General features: G+C 43.2%; 19 protein-coding genes and 1 tRNA gene. 8 read left to right on the top strand and 12 right to left on the bottom strand.

Annotated features, from left to right (window positions below; all coding sequences use genetic code 11):
* Positions 1-21 precede the first annotated feature (21 nt).
* Positions 22-1,605 (bottom strand): choice-of-anchor I family protein, encoded by a 1,584-nt coding sequence (locus tag LEPTO7376_RS12715; protein WP_015134580.1) that lies wholly within the window; start codon positions 1,603-1,605, stop codon positions 22-24.
* Positions 1,606-1,779: 174 nt separating this feature from the next.
* Here LEPTO7376_RS12715 and LEPTO7376_RS12710 point away from each other — a divergent pair, with 174 nt between their 5' ends.
* The 3 genes from LEPTO7376_RS12710 to LEPTO7376_RS28395 all read left to right on the top strand — a co-directional run bounded on the left by LEPTO7376_RS12710 (position 1,780) and on the right by LEPTO7376_RS28395 (position 2,828).
* The gene (locus LEPTO7376_RS12710; RefSeq protein ID WP_015134579.1) at positions 1,780-2,157 is read left to right on the top strand and encodes a DUF1823 family protein; all 378 of its coding nucleotides are present in this window, start codon (positions 1,780-1,782) and stop codon (positions 2,155-2,157) included.
* Positions 2,158-2,165: 8 nt separating this feature from the next.
* Positions 2,166-2,495, top strand: coding sequence for a hypothetical protein (locus tag LEPTO7376_RS26440; RefSeq protein WP_160148452.1), 330 nt, complete (start codon positions 2,166-2,168; stop codon positions 2,493-2,495).
* A gap of 201 nt (positions 2,496-2,696) precedes the next feature.
* On the top strand, positions 2,697-2,828 hold the full coding sequence (locus tag LEPTO7376_RS28395; protein ID WP_264308890.1) for a hypothetical protein: 132 nt from the start codon (positions 2,697-2,699) through the stop codon (positions 2,826-2,828).
* Between the two features lie 630 nt (positions 2,829-3,458).
* Here LEPTO7376_RS28395 and LEPTO7376_RS12705 read toward each other — a convergent pair.
* Complete coding sequence (locus tag LEPTO7376_RS12705) at positions 3,459-4,442, bottom strand: IS630 family transposase (protein WP_015132345.1); 984 nt, start codon at positions 4,440-4,442, stop codon at positions 3,459-3,461.
* 324 nt (positions 4,443-4,766) lie between these two features.
* Here LEPTO7376_RS12705 and LEPTO7376_RS12700 point away from each other — a divergent pair, with 324 nt between their 5' ends.
* Complete coding sequence (locus LEPTO7376_RS12700) at positions 4,767-5,165, top strand: hypothetical protein (protein ID WP_041763572.1); 399 nt, start codon at positions 4,767-4,769, stop codon at positions 5,163-5,165.
* A 440-nt stretch (positions 5,166-5,605) separates the two neighbouring features.
* On the opposite strand, the gene cobT is transcribed toward LEPTO7376_RS12700, so the two are convergent.
* Positions 5,606-6,733 (bottom strand): nicotinate mononucleotide-dependent phosphoribosyltransferase CobT, encoded by a 1,128-nt coding sequence (cobT, locus tag LEPTO7376_RS12695; protein WP_015134575.1) that lies wholly within the window; start codon positions 6,731-6,733, stop codon positions 5,606-5,608.
* Between the two features lie 78 nt (positions 6,734-6,811).
* Positions 6,812-7,582 carry a COP23 domain-containing protein gene (locus tag LEPTO7376_RS12690; protein ID WP_015134574.1) on the bottom strand — a complete coding sequence of 257 codons (771 nt, stop codon included), beginning with the start codon at positions 7,580-7,582 and terminating at the stop codon, positions 6,812-6,814.
* 133 nt (positions 7,583-7,715) lie between these two features.
* On the opposite strand from LEPTO7376_RS12690, the gene LEPTO7376_RS12685 reads away from it, so the two are divergent.
* Both LEPTO7376_RS12685 and LEPTO7376_RS12680 read left to right on the top strand, forming a co-directional pair.
* A tRNA-Leu gene (locus LEPTO7376_RS12685) sits at positions 7,716-7,797 on the top strand.
* Between the two features lie 26 nt (positions 7,798-7,823).
* Entirely contained in the window at positions 7,824-8,153 is a 330-nt protein-coding gene (locus tag LEPTO7376_RS12680; RefSeq protein ID WP_015134573.1) for a hypothetical protein, read from the top strand.
* An 87-nt stretch (positions 8,154-8,240) separates the two neighbouring features.
* On the opposite strand, the gene LEPTO7376_RS12675 is transcribed toward LEPTO7376_RS12680, so the two are convergent.
* Both LEPTO7376_RS12675 and LEPTO7376_RS12670 read right to left on the bottom strand, forming a co-directional pair.
* On the bottom strand, positions 8,241-8,843 hold the full coding sequence (locus LEPTO7376_RS12675; RefSeq protein ID WP_015134572.1) for an ATP-dependent Clp protease proteolytic subunit: 603 nt from the start codon (positions 8,841-8,843) through the stop codon (positions 8,241-8,243).
* Positions 8,844-8,895: 52 nt separating this feature from the next.
* Positions 8,896-9,588, bottom strand: coding sequence for an ATP-dependent Clp protease proteolytic subunit (locus LEPTO7376_RS12670; RefSeq protein WP_015134571.1), 693 nt, complete (start codon positions 9,586-9,588; stop codon positions 8,896-8,898).
* 124 nt (positions 9,589-9,712) lie between these two features.
* On the opposite strand from LEPTO7376_RS12670, the gene cobA reads away from it, so the two are divergent.
* Positions 9,713-11,218, top strand: a complete 1,506-nt coding sequence (gene cobA, locus LEPTO7376_RS12665) for a uroporphyrinogen-III C-methyltransferase (RefSeq protein WP_015134570.1) — start codon at positions 9,713-9,715, stop codon at positions 11,216-11,218.
* An 11-nt stretch (positions 11,219-11,229) separates the two neighbouring features.
* Here cobA and LEPTO7376_RS12660 read toward each other — a convergent pair whose 3' ends face one another.
* The 3 genes from LEPTO7376_RS12660 to LEPTO7376_RS12650 form a co-directional block, all read right to left on the bottom strand.
* A complete protein-coding gene (locus LEPTO7376_RS12660) occupies positions 11,230-12,018 on the bottom strand; it encodes an EAL domain-containing protein (protein WP_015134569.1) in 789 nt (262 codons plus the stop codon).
* A 145-nt stretch (positions 12,019-12,163) separates the two neighbouring features.
* Positions 12,164-13,459: an adenylosuccinate lyase gene (gene purB, locus LEPTO7376_RS12655; protein WP_041765527.1), complete on the bottom strand. Its 1,296-nt coding sequence runs from the start codon at positions 13,457-13,459 to the stop codon at positions 12,164-12,166.
* Between the two features lie 159 nt (positions 13,460-13,618).
* Positions 13,619-15,286, bottom strand: a complete 1,668-nt coding sequence (locus LEPTO7376_RS12650) for a hypothetical protein (RefSeq protein ID WP_015134567.1) — start codon at positions 15,284-15,286, stop codon at positions 13,619-13,621.
* Positions 15,287-15,441: 155 nt separating this feature from the next.
* Between LEPTO7376_RS12650 and LEPTO7376_RS12645 the strand changes: the two genes are divergently transcribed.
* A complete protein-coding gene (locus tag LEPTO7376_RS12645; RefSeq protein WP_015134566.1) occupies positions 15,442-17,964 on the top strand; it encodes an O-antigen ligase family protein in 2,523 nt (840 codons plus the stop codon).
* A gap of 151 nt (positions 17,965-18,115) precedes the next feature.
* Here the strand turns inward: LEPTO7376_RS12645 and LEPTO7376_RS12640 are convergent, their stop codons facing one another.
* The 3 genes from LEPTO7376_RS12640 to LEPTO7376_RS12630 form a co-directional block, all read right to left on the bottom strand.
* Positions 18,116-18,319, bottom strand: a complete 204-nt coding sequence (locus LEPTO7376_RS12640) for a phycobilisome linker polypeptide (RefSeq protein WP_015134565.1) — start codon at positions 18,317-18,319, stop codon at positions 18,116-18,118.
* Between the two features lie 224 nt (positions 18,320-18,543).
* Positions 18,544-19,029 (bottom strand): allophycocyanin subunit beta, encoded by a 486-nt coding sequence (apcB, locus tag LEPTO7376_RS12635; protein ID WP_015134564.1) that lies wholly within the window; start codon positions 19,027-19,029, stop codon positions 18,544-18,546.
* Between the two features lie 101 nt (positions 19,030-19,130).
* A complete protein-coding gene (locus LEPTO7376_RS12630; protein ID WP_015134563.1) occupies positions 19,131-19,616 on the bottom strand; it encodes an allophycocyanin subunit alpha apoprotein in 486 nt (161 codons plus the stop codon).
* Positions 19,617-20,026 lie beyond the last annotated feature (410 nt).

The following is a 20,026-nucleotide window of genomic DNA, read 5'->3' as shown; positions in this document are numbered from 1 at the left end:
TTGATTTAAGGTGTGATGAGATTACTCAGTGACGCTATAAACAGTAACTGTGCCACTCACTTCGCTGGTCACCACTAAAAGATTGTCGCCATTGGGACTATCCGCCGCCGGAATAAAAAGTAAACCTTCTGGCCCTAAATCCCCTGCTGTACCTGCTTCTGCGTCACCGCTAAAATCACGATCATTAGTGTAACTCACAAAGAAAGGAGCCATTGGATTAGTGATGTCATAAACCATGATGCCGCCCATCCGCTCTAGTCCAATAAACGCATAATGGCGATCGCCGATTTGACCGACCGTTATCCCTTCTGGCTCAGTTCCTTTGTCATCACTACGATTATCAAAAGAAGCATTTTCATCATTTGTCGAATTGAAATTATTGGGGTAAAGCTTTGCCGTAATATAAGCGAATTGGCTGCCACTATCAAAAACGATTTCGCCCGAAGTATTCCAAATTGAGAAAGACCGACCACCAAAAGCATATAGCTCATCGAAATCACCATCCCCATCCGTATCACCCATCGTATTGGTGACTTTCAGGCGACCAAGGACTGATTTGTCTTGTAATGCTTCCGCGTTAGGAAAAGCCGTTGGATCAAGATCTAAGTTGCCAATGCGACTTTCTTCATCAAAAATATCTCCCTCTTCAATTCCTTCAATTTCGTCATCGTCGGTGGGACGCACCCGAGAATCCCCTTCATTCGCTGTGATGAGATAAGTTTCTCCATTAACCTCATAGGCGGCGATCGCATCCGGCTGATACAGACCAAAAAGATGATCGTAATTTGCGAGATTAATCTCTTTATCTTTATTGCTGGCATCGAGACGATTTGCTGATTGACTATAATCCTTAAACCCAAGACCAATCACATCAATAATTTCACCAGCGACAATATCTACAACACCAATAGCATTGGCTTCTTGGAGAGTAACCCAGGCCATAGTGGAATCGCTTGAAACCGCAATATATTCAGGCTCAACATCTTCTGCTAATGTTGCCTCCAGACCGAAAACCCGCACACTTTTGTCAAGCTCTACGTTATTCAATGCCGTGAAAGCTGCGGTTGTGACTGTTGCGTTTTCAATACCTGTCGAAATATCGATAATGCTGACGGAACCTTCAGGGTCAATTTTATAATCCTCACTCGGCTCCCCTTCATTTGCGGTGAGGACTTTCAATCCATCTGGCGTGAAGGTGACCATATCCGGGAGGGAACCCACAGAAACACTATTCAGCAAATTTCCCGTTGCATCATAAAAACGAACTTCACCGAGATCTTGTTTGGTGTTTCCTTCGACAGCCGCAGCTAAAACACCGCCATGAAAAGCCACACTGTTAATACCATTTTCGACATCGATACTAAATTCGAGTTCTGGATTTGCCGGATCTATTAGATTTAAAACATCAATTTGATCCGTGGCGGCATTGGTCACAAATAACTTTTTGCTCTTTGGATCAAAGGCAGAAATTTCTGCAGCACTATCATCGAAAATACCTGTGTTGTAGCGACCAATCGTTGTAAGTTCGATTTCTGCTTTTGCAACTTGTCCGAAAAGGATGGCTGCAGGAGTTAGGCACAGAGTCAACAGGGTTTTGATGTTCATTAATCTGGAGAGGGAAAGAGTCAGGACAATTGTCGTTCAATGTCCCACATGAACTGGGGTCGCGGGGTTAACAACAGATTTAAATTTAATTAATCTCGCCATGATGGGGATTTTTGGGTTGACACAGCACTCATTTAAAATTGGATTAATCTGAAATTGATATTGCCTAGAAATATGACAGAACTTCCCCCACTGACGACGGATACTGTGCAAGGGGTTATTGATGAAACCCTTGATGATGATACGCTTCATCGCTTGGTCTGGCATTATCTTGGCTATCGTTATGATGCAGCGGCGCAAAGCTGGAACACCGATTTAGTTGAGCCTGTCTGGCAAGAAAAATATCCTGAGCCGCCTTTATTTATTGAAAGCCGTCCAGCTACGGTGCAATTAACCCGCTCGATCCCGAAACCTTATAAACAGCTCTTAAAAGAAAAGCTTGGGTTTAAGGGCTATACGATTGACCAATTGGTGCCTCGTTTAACGCGTCGGGCAACGATGGCAGGGTGGTTATTAAGCCATATGGCGCAAAATGGGTTGTTGGATGTGTGATCTGAGTCATGTTTTGTTGTCATCTCACAACGGGCGATCGCCTGATGGACTTCACAGAGAAAGGAGCTTACCGTCACTTCAGGGGTGACCAGAAAAAAAGATACTTAATGTACTTGCAACAACTAATTTCTTTCTCTCTCTTCTTTCTCAGAAGAATTTCTACCATGGACTGTTCATATTCTTTGCCTTGTCCGAACTGTGGGGCGATCGCCATCCGGCGTTATTTCCAGCCCAGTTTAGTGGAGACAAGCTGTGATCGTTGTGATTATTTGCTTGTTGTCACCGAGAAAACAGGTCAAGTAATGGATTCATCCGCTGTCAGTTTGTCAAAAACTTAGGCAAAATCTAGTTCAAAGGTCGTTATTCACATTGCAACACATGACTTGAGCAACAAACAATTCCAGTGATGCTCCTCTATTCGGGGAGCTTTGCTGTGTTTAAAGGATGTTTTGGATTAAATCGATTCCACCATAGCAATCGATCTAAAATCTCGTGGTATTTCTGTTGCAATTCTCCATCCTGGTTTAGTTCAGACTCACATGACTAATTTTAAGGAGCGTGGTATCACGCCAGAACGACCAGTTAAAGGTTTGCCTACTCGTCTGGGTCCTCTAAATCTTGAAAATACAGGTCTTTTCTGGCACGCTAACGGTGAAATTTTGCCTTGGTAAAGATTCGGATCAGCTTAAATACTGCTGCTTTCACAAAACAGGTAGTTATACTAAATCCTTTAGAATTGCTTAGTTTTCCTTTCTTATCGACTACTTTTGTTTAACCAAGAGAAAGCAATAAGTATCGATTTTATATAGCCTGAAAGCTTAAATTAATGATTGTTAAGATGGTGAAATGATACAGATCACAAAATAATGGTGATAACAGACATTGTTTTGAATAATTTCAATAACCTTAAGCTTTGATCAAAAACATTAGAGAGTGAAGGATTGGCTCACAGAAATTTCCGGACGTAAGCGTCATACTTAAGATAGATAAAGTAAGACAACAATTTCTTCTTCTGGAGTAATCAGTTATGAACCCCCAACTCATTTCCACATTACAGTTCACTGGTATCATTACAGTCTTTTGCATGATTTATGCACCTCTATTGAGCTGGATTTTACCGACTCACGGCTAAGTAATAAGCAAAAAAATTTTGATAGTATTTTATTGACTCCTATATCAATGTGGAAGTGTAATAATTCTCTGGAATTCGAGTTTTCACATTAACTGATTGACATAGAGTAAGTGATTTTCTTAGGTCAGAAGATAACCTTCTCAAGAAGATTCAGGCAATATAGCAATTTCTAGTCGAGTGAGGTGCAATAGCAGCAATGTGTAAACCAGCATCGAATATCATCAAGGGTAATCTTGGAAAAAGCTACCTCAATTGCCTTGTCTAGAGCTAGATAAGTTCTTGCCCCGATACTTTTCAAGGTACTTTTCAACTTTGACCAGCAATTTTCAATGGGTGAAAAATCTGGAGAATAGGGAGGAAGGTAAATCAACTTAGCTCCCACGGCCTCAATCATTGTGCGTACTGACTCTCCTAAATGAATCGAACAGTTATCCATCACCACACATGCTCCCGCCCATAAGTTTGGTATTAACTTCTGGCTGATGAATGCTTCAAAGGTTAATCCATCCGTACTCCCCAGCAGATGATAATTAGCGACCATTCCCTTGAAGCCTAATGCTCCAATCAAAGAAACATTCTTGCCTCGTTTACTGGATTTCGGACTATAAGCTCGTTTCCCTTTCTCAGAACGTGCCCTCAGTCTTGTCATGGCTAAGTTCACGCCCGATTCATCGATAAAAATCAAGTTTTTCGCTAGAGTCGCTTGCATTTTCTGCCAAAAATCATATCTGGCTTGTTGCACTCGTTTTGTCGCCTTAAGGTCTGGATAGAATGTTTTTTTGAGGCTATATCCCATTCTTCTTAAGGTGCGATGCATGGTGCTATTGGCCACACGGAGACCAGTGCGTTTCTCCATCTCATCACATAGTTCCGCTAGCGTCGCATCGTTTTTCTTGGTGAGCAACTGGCGCAATATTGTTTGATGCTCTTCGTTTAATTTGGGAGGTGTTTGTTGGCTTCGTTTTTTCGGAGCAATCGACCCTGTCAGTCGTTTTTGGTCGAGGAGCTTTTGTACAAAACTTTTCGCCACTCCAAATTGTCGGGCAAGACTACTTTGACTCACACCACCCCTTTCGTAGGCATCCACTATTTTCTGTCTTAAGTCTAATGAGTAGGCTTTCGGCAAGATGCTACTTTCTTCCTCACCAGTCAACTCACCTATACTACTTCATACACCTTGCTAGGCTGAAATTTGCTGTAGTTAACTTACTCACTGATATTAGTTGACGAAGATTTATAGATTTAGGCAATAGTTTGAGTATGGCTCTCTAATATTAGAGAGCTTTTTTCTTGATAGAGTTTCGTTGGATATGATTTTTGTGACTTAAATCACTACTAGAAATGATTTAAATCCATTTTTTTTGTAATATTTATTCAGTGAAATATTGATGAAGTTCACACTGATGTTACTTAGGTATCACAGGGATTTTCTATTATCCCAAGGATAATATCATTATAGAGAAGTTATATATTCTCTGTGGTGCATAATTTAGAAGATAGATACTTTAATGTGATGATGAGTATTTCTTTGGACTCGTCTCCGGTAGATGTTTGGCGTGTTAGCCCAAAGAGAACTGCGGAGATCCAAAATTTAAATAAAGCAAAAGAAAAGCTTCTTGAACAAAGCTTACCTCTTTCAGCAAGAGCTATTTCTTATGTCAGAGTTTGTAGCGTTGTGATGCAGATTTTAGTAAAGGATCTGGGTGATCAGATGCCTGATTCTTATGCGACAATCTTGGCCACTCTCCACTCTCAAGATGCACAGTGGTGGCGTGATTGTTATGTGGATACTGCTGGATTCTTGCAGTCAAAGAATACAAAAATTCAAGCTTTGATTCAACCTCTCAATACTTTTGTCCAAAAAATGATGTCATAAGACTTTTCTTCTTCTCAAATTTTTAGGACTACAGTCTGATCTCGTGAGATATAAAGAGCTTTATCTAAGCTGAGTTAAGTGTACGTAAACAAATCTTTGCTGAGATTAAGAATTGCATCATAAGTTTTGATTCTCATGAATTTCATTTCACCTAAGTATCAAGCCTTGAAGATCTTAGAATTATTTTTATCCTGATTTGCTATACTTAAGTGCGGTCTCATCTACCAAGTAAAAAATGATTTGGTTTTTGCTTGATAAAAAGTCACTTTTGTTGCTTTTTTTGGGAAGTCTAAAAAAGAATTGGTTTTTGCTTTTGTGACTGCGATTTCTTTCTGACTGAGGATATTTAGGGTATGTTCAATAACTTTATGACAGCTTCACAATTTACAGACTTGATGGTCGTTTTTTGTTTGATTAATGCTTCTCTACTTAAAGGAGTTTTACCTCGACGATAATTTTCTAGACCGCTTTTTTGTGTAGGGGAAAAAGATTTTTTCGGTGTTGTATAGTAAATGATCTTGGGTTGCGCCATGGCCTAATACTGCGGCGATCGCCAACCCCCCTGCACCCACACCTTCTTTGACATAGCCTTGTTCATAGGCTTGAAGCTGTGAATACTTCGATTGTTGAAAATTTAGTTGAGTTGCGAGTAACAGAACATCACCAATCAAGTTTGCTAAACCGATAGTATCTCCTGTGGGATCTTCTGCTACCCAGCGAGTTGTACCGACAGTAATGTTTTCTGCTTGAAATTTATGTCGATGAAATTTAGCAATCGCTCGTGTAAGTGTGTAAACAGCTAACATTTGTGTTCCACCTGCCAATAAAACACCATTGGTCTGACTTGCTGTAATCGTCATGCCAGCAACGAAAACCTGCATTGGATCTCCGACTGCTGCGATGATTTTAAACGGATTAATGCTTGGTGAAAGCTGCGTTTTTGCTAAACCTTGTTGAACGATTTGCCATTTTAAATCGTGATTGCATTCGAGATGGCTGCTATTTACTTTTCCTTTTGCTGCGTAACCTAAGGCTGTTAAGACAGCTAGAGCTGTTGTAGTTCCGGCAACGACACATTCTCCGAGAACCAATGATCGCCCTGGATATTTTTCTGCCAGTTTTTTGCCCCAAATTAAACCCTGTTCAAATAGATGTTGAACAATCTTGAGGGGCAAAGCTTGTCCTGTAGAAACGCACTGTGCAGGTCGTCCACCGACATTAATTAAAGGCACTGCTTTTGGGTCGGGAGTGATCGCCAAACCAGTATTAAACAAGTAAGTAGGAATGTCGTAGGTTTCAATAATTGCCCGCGATAAAATTGCTGGGGATGCTCCAACAGTTAGAGGAGGCAAGGGATAAATTGCATTGTCTTGAAAACCATGATGGACACATTCTGCGTCGGCGATCGCCGTATATTTTCGAGATTCAGGAGTTGCTCCGGCGGCAGAAATATTCGGAATTAACGCTGTTTCGGTAAACCCTAGGCCACAACAAAAAACAACGGGGCGATCTCGGTATTTCTCTAACCAAGTCTCGCCTCGTTGCTGTTGTGTATAAATTTTGATCATGTCCCCACCTTCATCTCACCGCGCATGGATCATAAATCTTTTTCGGCAGAGATAGAGGGCGGGTAAACAACGGGAAAATTAACGGAATAAATCGGGATTGAGTTGGCGACTAGGGCTAGAACTGGGGCTGTTGGGGAAGCCATGAGGAGAAATACTGCCTTTGACTAGAGCCGATCCAGTGCCGCCATCACTGGGGTCGAGGAAAGGTTTTAGGTTAATGCCAGAGCTTTTTGATGGGGAAGATATCGGTTGGGAGTTGCCGCCAAAAATCCCGAAAATTTGTCCCAACACATCGTTATTATTTTGTCTGCTGCCAAAGGTATTTACGCCTTGGGTTTGAACGCCATCATCGGCTGTCGCTAGGTTATCAAAAACGGCATCACGGGTGGCGATCGCATTTTGCCCTTGGGGAACCGTAAAAACGATTTGGCAGCTATTGTTAGCTTCGGTGGTCACACAAACAACATCGTAATTATTTTCGCGACCTGTAGTGAGTTCAACTAAACCATCAGAGCGATAGGATTCGAGGCGACGGCTAATTTCAACACAACGACGTTGCGCCGTCCAACCGCCTCCCATACTTTGCGGCACAGCCCAAGCGTAGTTTTCTCCTGGCTGGCTTTCTGGGCGATACATCACCGTATACTGGCCACCGCTATTTTCACAAACAAAACGTTGATCGCCATCGGTAACCACAGTGCCTGGTTGTCCACTAGCTTCAGGCTCTGACTCAATGACAACATCTGGAGGCGTTTGGGCGATCGCCGAGACCGCAGCAAACCCTAAAATTTCGAGGGCAACAATACTAATTTTCAAAAAATTGTGATGACGTGATGAACCTTGTCTCATTGCGTGCAGTCCCAAGCTAAACAAATCCAAATTAGGTCAATTTTGACTTGCATTTCCAGACGCAGAAGATCTTTTTCAAGTTCCCCTTGTCTAGCTGAGAATCGCTATGCTATATTCATCAGGCTAATATTTTGCGGACGTGGCGGAATTGGTAGACGCGCTAGATTTAGGTTCTAGTGTCTTACGGCGTGAGAGTTCGAGTCTCTCCGTCCGCATTTTCCCGATTAACTCATTCTCAACTATGGATTTTCCAGACTCTGAACTTGAGATGGCGATCGCCGATGCCGAGCAAGAGTTAGAGTCTTTAAAATTACGCTATAAAGAAGTTTGTGACGCGACGGCAGAAATTGCTGAGTTAAGGCAATCGCAGCTTGACATGATGGATCAACCTGAACTGGTAATTAAACAAGAATCTATCAAAACTGAATTGTCACTAACAATAAGCAGAATTCAAGATTTAGAACTAAAGCTGGAAAGCAAGCTGCTTAAATGGCAGGAACCTTTCTGGCAAATCGTACGTTTTACGGGAATTGGAATTTTAATTGGCTGGATTCTGCGTACTTCCCTTTAGAATCAAGCTACTAAAAAATCCCTAAGCTTAATAAAGAGAACCTAGGGATAAATTTCACCGACTTAAGTGTGGAGAATCGAAAAAAGATTATGCGGGACGTTCTTCGATAACTTTATCGATCAGACCATACTCCAATGCCTCTTGAGCAGACATGAAGTTATCACGGTCAGTATCTTTCTCAATTTGCTCAACGGTTTGACCACTATGGTCAGCCATAAGCTCATTGAGTTGTTGCTTGATGCGAAGAATCTCTTTCGCCTCAATTTCGATATCAGTAGCCTGACGACGACCTTGAGTGCCACCAAGGGGTTGGTGAATCATGATGCGTGCGTGAGGAAGAGCCAAACGCTTACCTTTTGTACCTGCGGAGAGCAAGAAAGCACCCATTGAAGCGGCAAGACCAACACAGATAGTGACAACCTCAGACTTGATGTGTTTCATCGTGTCATAGATCGCTAAGCCCGCAGTCACAGAACCACCGGGGGAGTTGATGTAGAGATAGATTGGCTTGCTGGGGTCCTCGGAGTCGAGATAGAGCATGATGGCAATAATTTGGTTTGCCAAGGCATCGTTCACACCGCGACCGAGGAAAATGATGCGCTCACGGTAGAGACGATCATAAATATTGATCCAGTCAGAATAGGGTTGACCGGGCATTTGGTACGGAACTTTGGGGACACCGATAGGCATGGGTTATGTTTACCTTGTTCTGAATGAATTGAAAAAAATAAGGAGAGAAAATTTAAGACAGGGTTGGTACAGGAGTAGGGAGATCTTGAGAGCTTTCGAGTACTTTGTCGATAATGCCGTATTCGAGAGCTTGTTCCGGTGTCATATAGAACATCCGATCAGTATCTTTTTCAAGTTTGTCGATGGTCTGTCCTGTGTATTTAGACATCATGTCCATAATGGTGCGCTTGTTGTCGATGACTTCCTTTGCACGGATTTGGATATCGGATGCCTGTCCTTGGGCACCTTGGCGGGCTTGGTGAAGAATGATCGTTGAGTGGGGTAGACTCGCACGACAACCTTTTGTACCTGCGGCCAAAATCATTGCAGCGGTTCCCATTGCTTGCCCAAGACAAATAGTATGTACCGGAGGGGTGATGTAGTTTAGGGTGTCACAAATAGCGAAGGCTTCTGTTTCAAAGCCAATGGAATCACCGCCGTACCAAGAGGTTCCGGTAGAGTTGATGTACATAAAAATGGGCTTATCAGGATCATCGAACTGCAAGAAAAGCAATTGGGCGATGATTAGTTCTGTAACGTCAACACCGATTTGGTCTTTGTATTCGTCTGGGGAAACAAGTGGCAAACCAAGGTAGACAATACGCTCTTTGAGAAGTAAGGAGGGGAGGTCTGGGGGAGGGGTGCGGTAATTTCCGCCACCGCCACCTCTGTAAGGTGCTTGGACAGCCTGAATCGGTGAGTTCATATGCGCTTTATGACAATGCTCGATATTGACCTGACTGGGTTAGGTTTTCGAGGTTTTTCTGTCTAGTTTTGTTCTAGTATCTGATTTTAACGCAAGGTTATGCCGCGGTTTGGTTAGGGACGTTATGGGAAAGGTTTTTTTTGTGGGTTCGGGTTTGGGTAGTTTGGAATATTTGACGGTTTGGGGGCGATCGCTCCTATCTTCGGCAGATGTGGTTATGTATGATGCGTTGGGTTCGCAACAGTTACTAGATCTAGTACCAGAGGGGTGTTTACAGGTTTATGTAGGCAAACGAGGCGGTGAAAAAAGTACGCCTCAAGATGAAATAAATCGCTTACTTGTTGAGTATGGTCAATTAGATAAGCAAGTTGTGCGGTTAAAGGGGGGGGATCCGTATATTTTTGGGCGATCGCACCCAGAAGTTTTAGCGTTAAAGGAGGCGGGTTGTGAGTTTGAGGTGGTGCCAGGAATTTCTTCGGTGCTGGCAGCGCCTTTATTAGCAGGCATTCCGTTAACCCATAAAGCATTGAGTGCTGGCTTTTTTGTGGGCACAGCGCATAATCCTGATGCGTTTGATTGGGCGGCTTTGGCGAAGTTAGATACGTTGGTTTTTTTAATGGGCGGTAGAAAGCTTGGGGAAATTTGTCAGCGTTTGCAGGATGAGGGGCGATCACCAGATTTTCCAATTGCAGTGGTGCGGGCGGCTGGCTTACTGGATCAACAAATCTGGGCTGGAACGTTAAGTACAATTACACAGCGAACTCAAGATGCTAAAAAACTTTCACCCTGTGTGATTATTGTGGGTCAAGTGGTGAATCTGAGACCGGATTATATGAGTTCAACAAGTACAAGACCTTTGGCTGGTAAGACAATTTTAATTACTCGTGCCGCATCTCAATCCAGTGAATTTACCAAGCTATTGACTGAGATTGGTGCAAATGTACTTGAAATGCCAGCCCTCGAAATCCGTGAGCCCTCCACTTGGGAACCTCTCGATCAGGCGATCGCCACTCTCAATACTTTTACTTGGCTGATTCTTACCTCGGCGAATGGTGTGGAGTTTTTCTTTAAGCGTTTACGTACTTTAGGAAAAGATGCTAGAGCTTTAGGCAATCTCAAAATTGCAGTAGTTGGTAAAAAGACAGCTAAATTTCTCGCAAAAGAAGGTTTGAAGGCTGATTTTATTCCGCCTAATTTTGTGGCTGATTCTCTGGTTGAAAATTTCCCTGAAGAATTAGCCGAGCAAAAAATTCTTTTCCCCCGTGTCGAAACAGGTGGACGTGATGTACTCGTAAGAGAATTAACGAGTCAAGGTGCAACTATTGTCGAAGCACCAGCCTATGAATCTGCTTGTCCTCGCTCAATTCCGTCGGATGTCTGGTCGGCATTGCAGGGGAAATCTGTTGATGTGGTTACTTTTGCCAGCTCGAAAACCGTTAAAAACTTTTGGAAATTAGTAGAGCAAAATGGTGGCGATCATCATCTACTTGATCCTGTTAAACTTGCTTCAATTGGCCCTTTAACGTCGCAAACCTGTCTTGAAATCTTTGGGCAAGTAGACATCGAAGCAGAGCAATATACTCTTGATGGGTTACGAGATGTAATTGTCGAAAATTTAGCTGAAGCTTAAAAAATGGGCTATTATTTACCAGAACATAACGAACTGAAGTCGATTTTTGTAGGACTTACAAGTTGTTGAAATAACGGTTTTGCAAATAAATAACCCTGAAAAAGCTCAATGCCAAAAGACTGTAGAATTTTAAGCTCTGCTTGTGTTTCTACTCCCTCCGCAATAACAATTGTTTTTAATTCTTGGCAAACCTGTAAAACACCTCGAATGATAGCTTGTTTGACAGAATCTCGATCAATATTACGAATCAAAGCCATGTCTAATTTAATAATATCTGTACGGATTTCTGAAAGAAAATTCAAACCTGCATAACCAGCACCAAAGTCATCAATTGCTGTCTTAAAACCTCTCTCACGATAATAAGCAACAATTTTTTTTAGATGCTCTAAATCATCAACTTTTTCGCTTTCTGTGATTTCAAAAATAATTTTTTCAATAGGAAAGCCATAGGCATCAGCCGCATTAAGCGTTGTTCGAATGCAGGATTCCGGCTGATAAACTGCATTGGGCATGAAATTAATACTGAGTAATGTAGACATTGATAAATCGGCTGCAAGCTTGATCGCTTTTGTACGACAGCATTGATCAAACCGATAACGATTATCCTTATTTACCTGGTCAAAGATTGTACCTGCCGGTTCGTTCTTAAGGCCTCTTGCTAAAGCTTCATAGGCGAAAATTTCTTTTTTCTTTGTATTGACAATTGGCTGAAATGCCATTGTAAAATCAAAATCCAACCCAACACTATCAGCACAAGCACTGCACTCTAGAGGTTGCCGATATTTCTCTGAGATTTCCAATGGGTTTCTCCAGTCAGATCTTATATAGGTTTTTTGATTCTAACCTGAACAAATTTCTCCTAAAGAAATGTCAGTTTCTCTTCACTAAAAAGTAATACAACTTCAACCGTTGTGAGTTGAAGTTGTATTATTCGATTGAAAAAAATTAAATGCCCAAACGTTGATACACCTGATCGAGGTGGCGAATTTGGAATTGTGGGTCGAAGCAAGCATCAATTTCTTCGGATGAGAGGTGCTTATTGATTTCCGCGTCTGCATTCACATTGGCGCGGAAATCGCCGCCTTCTGTATTCCAAGCTGTATGGGCACAACCTTGTACAAGACGGTATGCTTCTTCGCGATTAATGCCTTTATCGACTAGGGCAAGTAACACGCGTTGGCTGAAAATAACACCGCCATAAACATTCATATTGCGCTTCATATTCTCTGGGTAAACCAAGAGATTTTTCACGAGACCAATAGTGTCTCTGAGCATAAAGTGAACGAGAATGCAGCTATCGGGGAGGGCAATACGCTCAACACAACTATGGGAAATATCGCGCTCATGCCAAAGGGCAACGTTTTCGAGAGCCGCCATCGCATTACCACGAACCAAACGAGCCATCCCGGTTAATCGTTCGGATTTAATGGGGTTGCGCTTGTGAGGCATCGCGGAGGAGCCTTTTTGTTTCTTAGAAAAGAATTCTTCTACTTCAAGGACATCTGTGCGCTGTAAATTCCGAATTTCAACGGCAAAGCGCTCGATAGATGCCGCCAAAACTGCCAATTGATTCATGTAGTTGGCGTGGCGATCGCGGGAAATAACTTGAGTTGACGCGGTGTCAGGATCAAGGCCCAATTTTTGACAGGTAATTGCTTCAACGCGGGGTTCAATATTCGCGTAGGTTCCAACGGCACCGGAGATTTGGCCTACTGCAATTTCTTTTCGCACAGCTAATAGGCGATCGCGGTTCCGAAGCATTTCTGCCAACCAACCTGCTAGCTTGAACCCGAAAGTCATGGGCTCGGCATGGATACCGTGAGAGCGACCGACCATTACGGTGTAGCGGTGCTGTTGGGCTTGGTAACGAATAGCTTGGATCAGTTCTTCGACACAGCTCAAAATGAGATCCATGCTGTCTACCATTTGCAACGCAAGGGCAGTATCAAGTACGTCGGAGCTGGTCATACCGAGGTGGATATAACGACCAGCATCGCCCACATATTCGTTGACATTGGTGAGGAAGGCTATGACATCATGACGAACTTCTGCTTCAATCTCGAGGACTCGCGCCTCATCAAAATCCGCTTTTTCTTTAATGACTTCAACGGCCTCTGTGGGGATATACCCTAACTCTGCTTGTGCCTCACAGACTGCGACTTCTACCTTGAGCCATGCCTTGAGTTTTGCTTCATTTGTCCAGAGATTTCCCATTTCAGGGAGGGTATAACGTTCAATCACTAAATGTGCCACAGAATACAACGTAGTTATTCTACAATCGTGACCCTAAATTTAGGCAAGCAAAAGAATGTATTTTTTCAATAAACTGTCATCTAACCAAAAGAGGAGTTTTTTCTGGTTAGATAACTGAGGCGATCGCCCTGTTTGAAAATGATGATTTTAGGATTGTTCTTGGGTGTTTTGGGAACTGCTTGATTGGCCACCACCACCAGTATTTTTGATGTCCACAACTTTACTCAATAGTTCGAACCAGAATGGCGCACCCATTGAGATTGCGACGCCACTAATGAGCCAGCCAAAGCCTTGTTTAACCCAACCCCAAGAACGCTGAATAGTGGAGAATTTATCTAAATTCTTTAATTCAGGTTCGCCAGTCGTTGGATCTGCAGTCTGATATTGATCTTCTTTTGCGTCTTTAATGCCGAGACGATAAAGAGCTTGTTGGCTTTGATTATCGGGACTCCAACCAATGGGCAAGTCAAGGTCTTCAATTTCAAAGCCATTTTGATTTTGTAGAGCTTCACGATCTTCTGGAGTTCCAGACTCAAAATCAACGTTTGATGCTTGAGTTGCAATCATTCCGCGTAATACGGAGTCATGGGATAACTGGTTCACCATATAAAAGGTGTCGACATTAGCACCGACGGCGATAACCACACCGAGGATAAATGCAAAACCTTTGGAATTACGTTTATATACACCATTGGCGCGCTGCATACCATTATCAAACCAATTTTCGACCCCCCGCTTAAATTCCTTGATGCCTTCCTCGACATCTTCAATTTTGGCTTGGGTTTGATCGGCGATCGCCGCCATACTATTCATGAGGTTATCGGGGACATTATTCAAGACATCCCACATTTCCTCTGCATCATCGTTGCCGCTATTTTGGATGATTTGCTCGATTTTGCCGTGGAGTGATTGAGCACCTTGTTTTGCTTCAACTAATTTTTGGGCGATCACACTATCCGGATTATCATTTGCCCGTTTTAGTTCTTGGTAAGCCCGTAAAACCTGAGAAACACTGGTTTGGGTATTTTCGAGCCAAACTGCCTGTTCCTTATCGAGATAAATTTCTTCGCGAATTGTGTTGAGTTCGTTGAGGAATTTACGCTTAACAATCTTTTGGTGATCATTGCTCTCAGGCAAATTTTCTCGCGCAGCCTGTACATAGCGATAGAGCTGCTCGTACATCTTATTAAATGATTGATTGAGGGTGAGCTGATTGTGGGTAAATTCGTCCACAATAATACCCAGCACCTTATTCATTTTCGCTTCACTCAAGCTCGCTTTAATCGCTTGGGGAATGGAAGGCTCATTATCGATGTGCTGGCAAGCGTGATCTACGACTTCATCAATGCGCTGACGAAAAGCTTCAACTTTGGCCGCATTCACTTCCCGAACGATAGTGTCAACTTTTAATGTTTGTAGAATGCTTGTCGCGAAAGTTCCTGATGGAATTGCGGAAGGGCCACCATTTTTTGAGGCATTAAAGAAGATACGAGTGAGGCGACGGAAGAATTTCGCGATTTTGCCTGTTTTTTCGTAATTAAGGCTATTTACAAGGGGGTGTTTGTAGAGAATCCCTGCGAGTCTTTGACCTTTTTCGCGAGCTTGGAGTAAAACTTGTTTTTGTTCTTCAGATAACGTAGGGTCGTCAGGGTCAGTTGTGCCTGAAATGAGAGTTTCAATTGATTCTTTGAGGTGCTTCGCTCGCCATTGCATGATCGTCGTGATCACTTCCTGGACTTCAGATGCTAAGAGACTCAAAATCAGGTAGATAAAAATTAGTCCGATAGCGATATCAACGACTAGCGACAGTCCCATCGATATTACTCCTTAGGTTTCCCCGAAATTCCGTGACAACTCCCAATCATAGGAGAATTTCCTAGATTAGCGGTGGCGATCGCCACAATCGTTAAAAAAGTAAGATTTAATGGGAGAGCCCGACATTTTGGGTTGGTTAACGTCACAAAAATTTTATGCCCTCCGCGAAATCTCCAGCTCCTTTACTCGCTTACGTTACGGCGTTTTTCTATATTCTTTTTAGTCTTTATCCCGATAGTCATAGCCTAATGGCAGCATGGTCGTGGGTGTTTGTCTGGCAAATTGGTCTATTTTGCCCCTTGATTTGGTTTCTGGTGCAGCTTTGGGATAATCGCTGTCTATACCTGTTGGGTAATGGTTTCGACCAAATACTTTTAGTCATCCTTTTTAGTATCGGAATCTCGACGCTGGGTGCAGAATTCCCACACCAGGCACGTTGGTATGCTTGGGCAAGTCTGGGTTTTTTCGCGACCTTGTATCCAGTAAGCCGATGGCTGAATAGTTCGACTGGGCGATATCGGGTGTTTTTGGGGCAAGGATATTTAAGTTTGGCATTTGTTGCGGTGAGTTTGGCTTTGTGGCTTAGCCAAACATTTTTGCCGGAAATTTCGCGGTTACAGGATTTAGGATTGGCAGGGTCGCAGCTAAAGCTCGATTTATCTGTCTTGACCCTCCGGAATTGGGCTCCCTTGGGTCATCAAAATTATGTGGCTGGCTATTTAATTCTTTGTTTACCGATGCTCTTGGGATTGGCGATTTTACATCGAGATTGGCGGCGATGGCTGTGGCTGACAGGAGTTGCAATTGGTGGTGTGGATCTTTATACAACGAGTTCTCGTGGTGGTTGGCTCGGACTGGCGATCGCCTCAATAGTCGCTTTTCTCTTTGCCTGGAACTTTAGTCAAATTCGCAAATTTTGGTTAGCTTCTGCAGCGGCGATTACGTCAGGATTACTGATTATTTTTGTATTGCTGAATGACCGTCTTTATAGTTTGGTAATGCCCATTTTGCAGGGCAAAGGATTTGGAGAATTGGATTACCGCTGGGTTAATGCGCAGGTAGGCTGGCATATGGGGTTAAGTGATCCGTTGACAGGTGTTGGCCTTGGGAATGTCCCCCTGCTTTATCAGCAATACCGTCCTATTGAGGCTGGCCGTTTATCCGAAATTATTTATCAGCTGCACAGTACTCCGGTGCAACTTTGGGCAGAGCTAGGTATTTGGGGGATTGGTCTATTTGTTGGCAGTTTATTGTTTTTAGGCTGGATACTTTGGCGAATACGGCACAAGATTGTTTCTTTGCCTCGCCAGGATCGGATTTTGCTCGGCAGTATTTATATGGGTTTGGTTGGTTATTGGGCGCTCAGTCTAACGGATTATCAACTGGATAATGTTTGTATCAGCGGCATTCTTGTCATCCTGATTGCGATTTTGGCGGCGATCACCCGTGACGGTGAACCTCAAACTTCGATTCCAGCAATACTCTTCATGGCAAAACCTTTTGGCAAGGTGAGGTTGATCGCCTTAGGATTGTTGGGATTATATGGGGCGATCGCCCTGTGGCTATTGCCAATTCATATTGCCTGGGAAAAATCGAGTCGAGGTTTTGCTGCTCTTGATCAAGAAGCACCGAATTACGAAAAATTTGTCGCAGAACTCAAAGAAGCCCATCAGCTTGCTCCTTGGGAACCCTATTATGCTCATCAACTTGCTTGGAACCTCGGCGAATTAGGTTTGCAGACAAGTGATGTAGAAGCTCGTGGTCAATATATGGATGAGGCAATTCAATGGTTTAAGACCAGCAATAAATTGTCTCCTGCCAGTGAATTTGGACATACTAACTTAGCTTGGCTATACATGGCTCGTCAACAACCAGAGGCGGCAACAGAGGAATTTTTAGCATCAGCTCGTCTGTTGCCAGCCAAGCGGGGTGTGTTTTATGGTTTAGGCCTAAGTTTGCTGGAACAAGGTGATTTAGACTCCGCTATCAAGGCGATCGCCTTAGAGGTGCTTCGTGATCCACAATTTATTACCAGTCCTATTTGGCGAGCAGGTGGTCTAGTCCAGCTCTATCCTGCCGTTGTTGCCGAAGTGATGAATTACTATAATCTGCTGCTCGAGCAATATCCTGATGATCCATTACTTCATCAATGCCGAGGAGCGATCGCCTGGTGGATTGGAGATCAAGAATTAGCGGAGCTTGACCTTTCCAGTTACGGATCGAAGGCTGCTTTAAATCTCTTGGTAAATGATGATGCGATTACACCGAAACCAGATAAAAATGGTGCAATTGCCTTGTTACGTGAAGCATGGGAAAACCCTGATCAACGTTTAGAACTTGTTGAACAGGCTTGGTTTAAAGCTGGGCGGTCCGAAGAAATACTCGCGAATATCCAACAAGATTTTGTTATTTCCATGTCCCAAGCCACAAGCTTTGAACAATGGTTACGTGCCTATGCACCTGAATGGCAATATCGTCGTCTTCGTAGTGGCTTTAATGTTATCAGTCGTCATATTGATGGCGTTAATCCCAGTGATTTCTGGACTGTGACCGAAAATGTGGCGATCGCCACTTGGTTTAATGGTGTATTTCCATCAATTGTTTATCAACCAACGTTTGATCGTCAAATCCAACCGCTACGCGAAGAACTTTGGCAATCTATTACATCCAATAACTAAAAGCTAATGGCTTTTTTTCGCGTTGAATATATAGTTCAACTAGTCAGGTTCATCGCTGCATGAATTGATTGAATTTTGTGCGATCTCAAAAATAAAAAGAGAGGCCGCTACCGACCTCTCCAAGCCAAACCAAAAACGAACACCAAGCGTATTAAGCGAGTCCAGTATTTGCACCAGGCTTACCAGTTGCGAGCTCAACCTTCATGATTTTGCCACCCATTTTCATAATGCGCTGTTGCTCACGAAACCAGTTGTCGTAGGGAACAAGCTTTGTGAAATAGGTATTTTGTAACTCGCGCTGAGTCCGAATTCGGGTTTGACTTGGAACACAAGCCGTGATTTTAAACATCCGCATAGGTTGACGATCTCCTAAAAATTTAACCCAGTCTTTTTTATAAAAAAACAGATTTTATAATCGAGGCTGATATGACAAAGTTCGGAAGCATGTCCCACCACTCAGACCACCAAAACTTTAATGTTGTCTAACAACGAAAAGCTTAGAGGGATCTAAACAGCGTGCGCATACTTCCGAACTTATAAACGGGTACTACATCACTTGCACCTGACAGATGCGAAAAGTTAGCTTAAGCCAGAGCAGATGTAGTCGAAGTAAACGCCCATTTCGCGACCTGCATCAGCGCCGACGAGACCAGCAGTGACTTCTTTCATTGCTTGGACAGCCTGGATGAGAGAACCCACAGGTACACCAAGAGAGTTGTAAGTCTCTTTCAAACCATTGAGAACGCGCTCATCAAGGATGGATGGATCGCCTGCGAGCATTGCATAAGTAGCATAGCGGAGGAAGTAATCCATGTCGCGGATGCATGCTGCGTAACGACGCGTGGTGTACATGTTGCCACCAGGACGAGTTACATCAGAGTAAAGAAGGGACTTTGCGATCGCCTCTTTAACAATCGCGGAAGCATTTGCACTGATTACGCTACCTGCGCGAACACGGAGAGAACCAGTGACGAAGTAGGACTTGAGCTTTTCCATTGCTGCGCCATCAAGATACTTACCTTGGACGTCAGCAGAGTTGATTACAGAAGTAATTGCGTCTTGCATTGTTATATTTCCTTATCTTAATTAGGTCTAAACGAAGTTCCAGAGAGGTAAACCCATGGACACAGTATTCACAGTTTAGTCAATCTGACTTGACGTAATGATTACTGCATTGCTCCGATGACGTAGTCAAAGTAAATGCCAGCTTCAGCTGCATCATCACCAGACATCATGCCTGTTGCGACAGCCTTCATCTCGCTCACGCCTTGAGCAACTGCGTCAATAGAAGTACCGAGAGACTTGTACATCTCGCGAACACCAATGAGACCAATCTCTTCGATAGGAGTAACATCACCAGCAACAACACCGTAGGTGATGAGGCGGAGGTAATAGTCGAGATCACGAAGACAAGTTGCAGTCATTTCTTCGCCATATGCGTTACCGCCGGGAGAAACAACGTCAGGACGCTTCTGGAAAAGTGCATCGCCAGCAGACTTAATGATGCGCTCACGAGAACCGGTTAGGGTCTCTGCAATGCGGAGACGGCTTTCACCAGAAGTAACAAAAGATTTGATGCGATCGAGTTCACCGGGACTGAGGTAACGAGCTTCAGCGTCGGCGTTCACGATAGATTTCGTGACGATACTCATCTATGGATTCCTCCTCTAGATATTGAGAATAAATAAAGTAAATAATGACCAGATTTTAAATTTAAACTGGTTTTTTATCAAATTTTCATTGGTTGGGTTGCTATTGCTCGAAAATGCTCAAACAATCACCAATGTTTGGTTTGTACGCGACCCAAGAGACGAGGCTTAGTCTCACTTTTCAGGAAGAAGCGACCTCAAAATGTCTCCGGCCCATCTACAGCCATCAGGGATTATTCTGCGTTACGGAGATACGCTTCCTTAGGCTTCTGTAACAGTTTTTAACATCTCTCATTTTCGTGAGAGTGGCGTTTTCTGCTTTGGTTTTAAGGAAAATGTTGTGTTTTCTGAGGAACTTTGTCTTGTGTTTACTGTTGAAGAGTTTTCTATCTTGTCTTTTGCCACCTGCAAAC

The organism is [Leptolyngbya] sp. PCC 7376, from assembly GCF_000316605.1.
Classification (GTDB): domain Bacteria; phylum Cyanobacteriota; class Cyanobacteriia; order Cyanobacteriales; family MRBY01; genus MRBY01.
The sequence above is the reverse complement of the archived record's forward strand: the minus strand, read 5'-3'. Positions and strand labels throughout refer to the sequence as shown.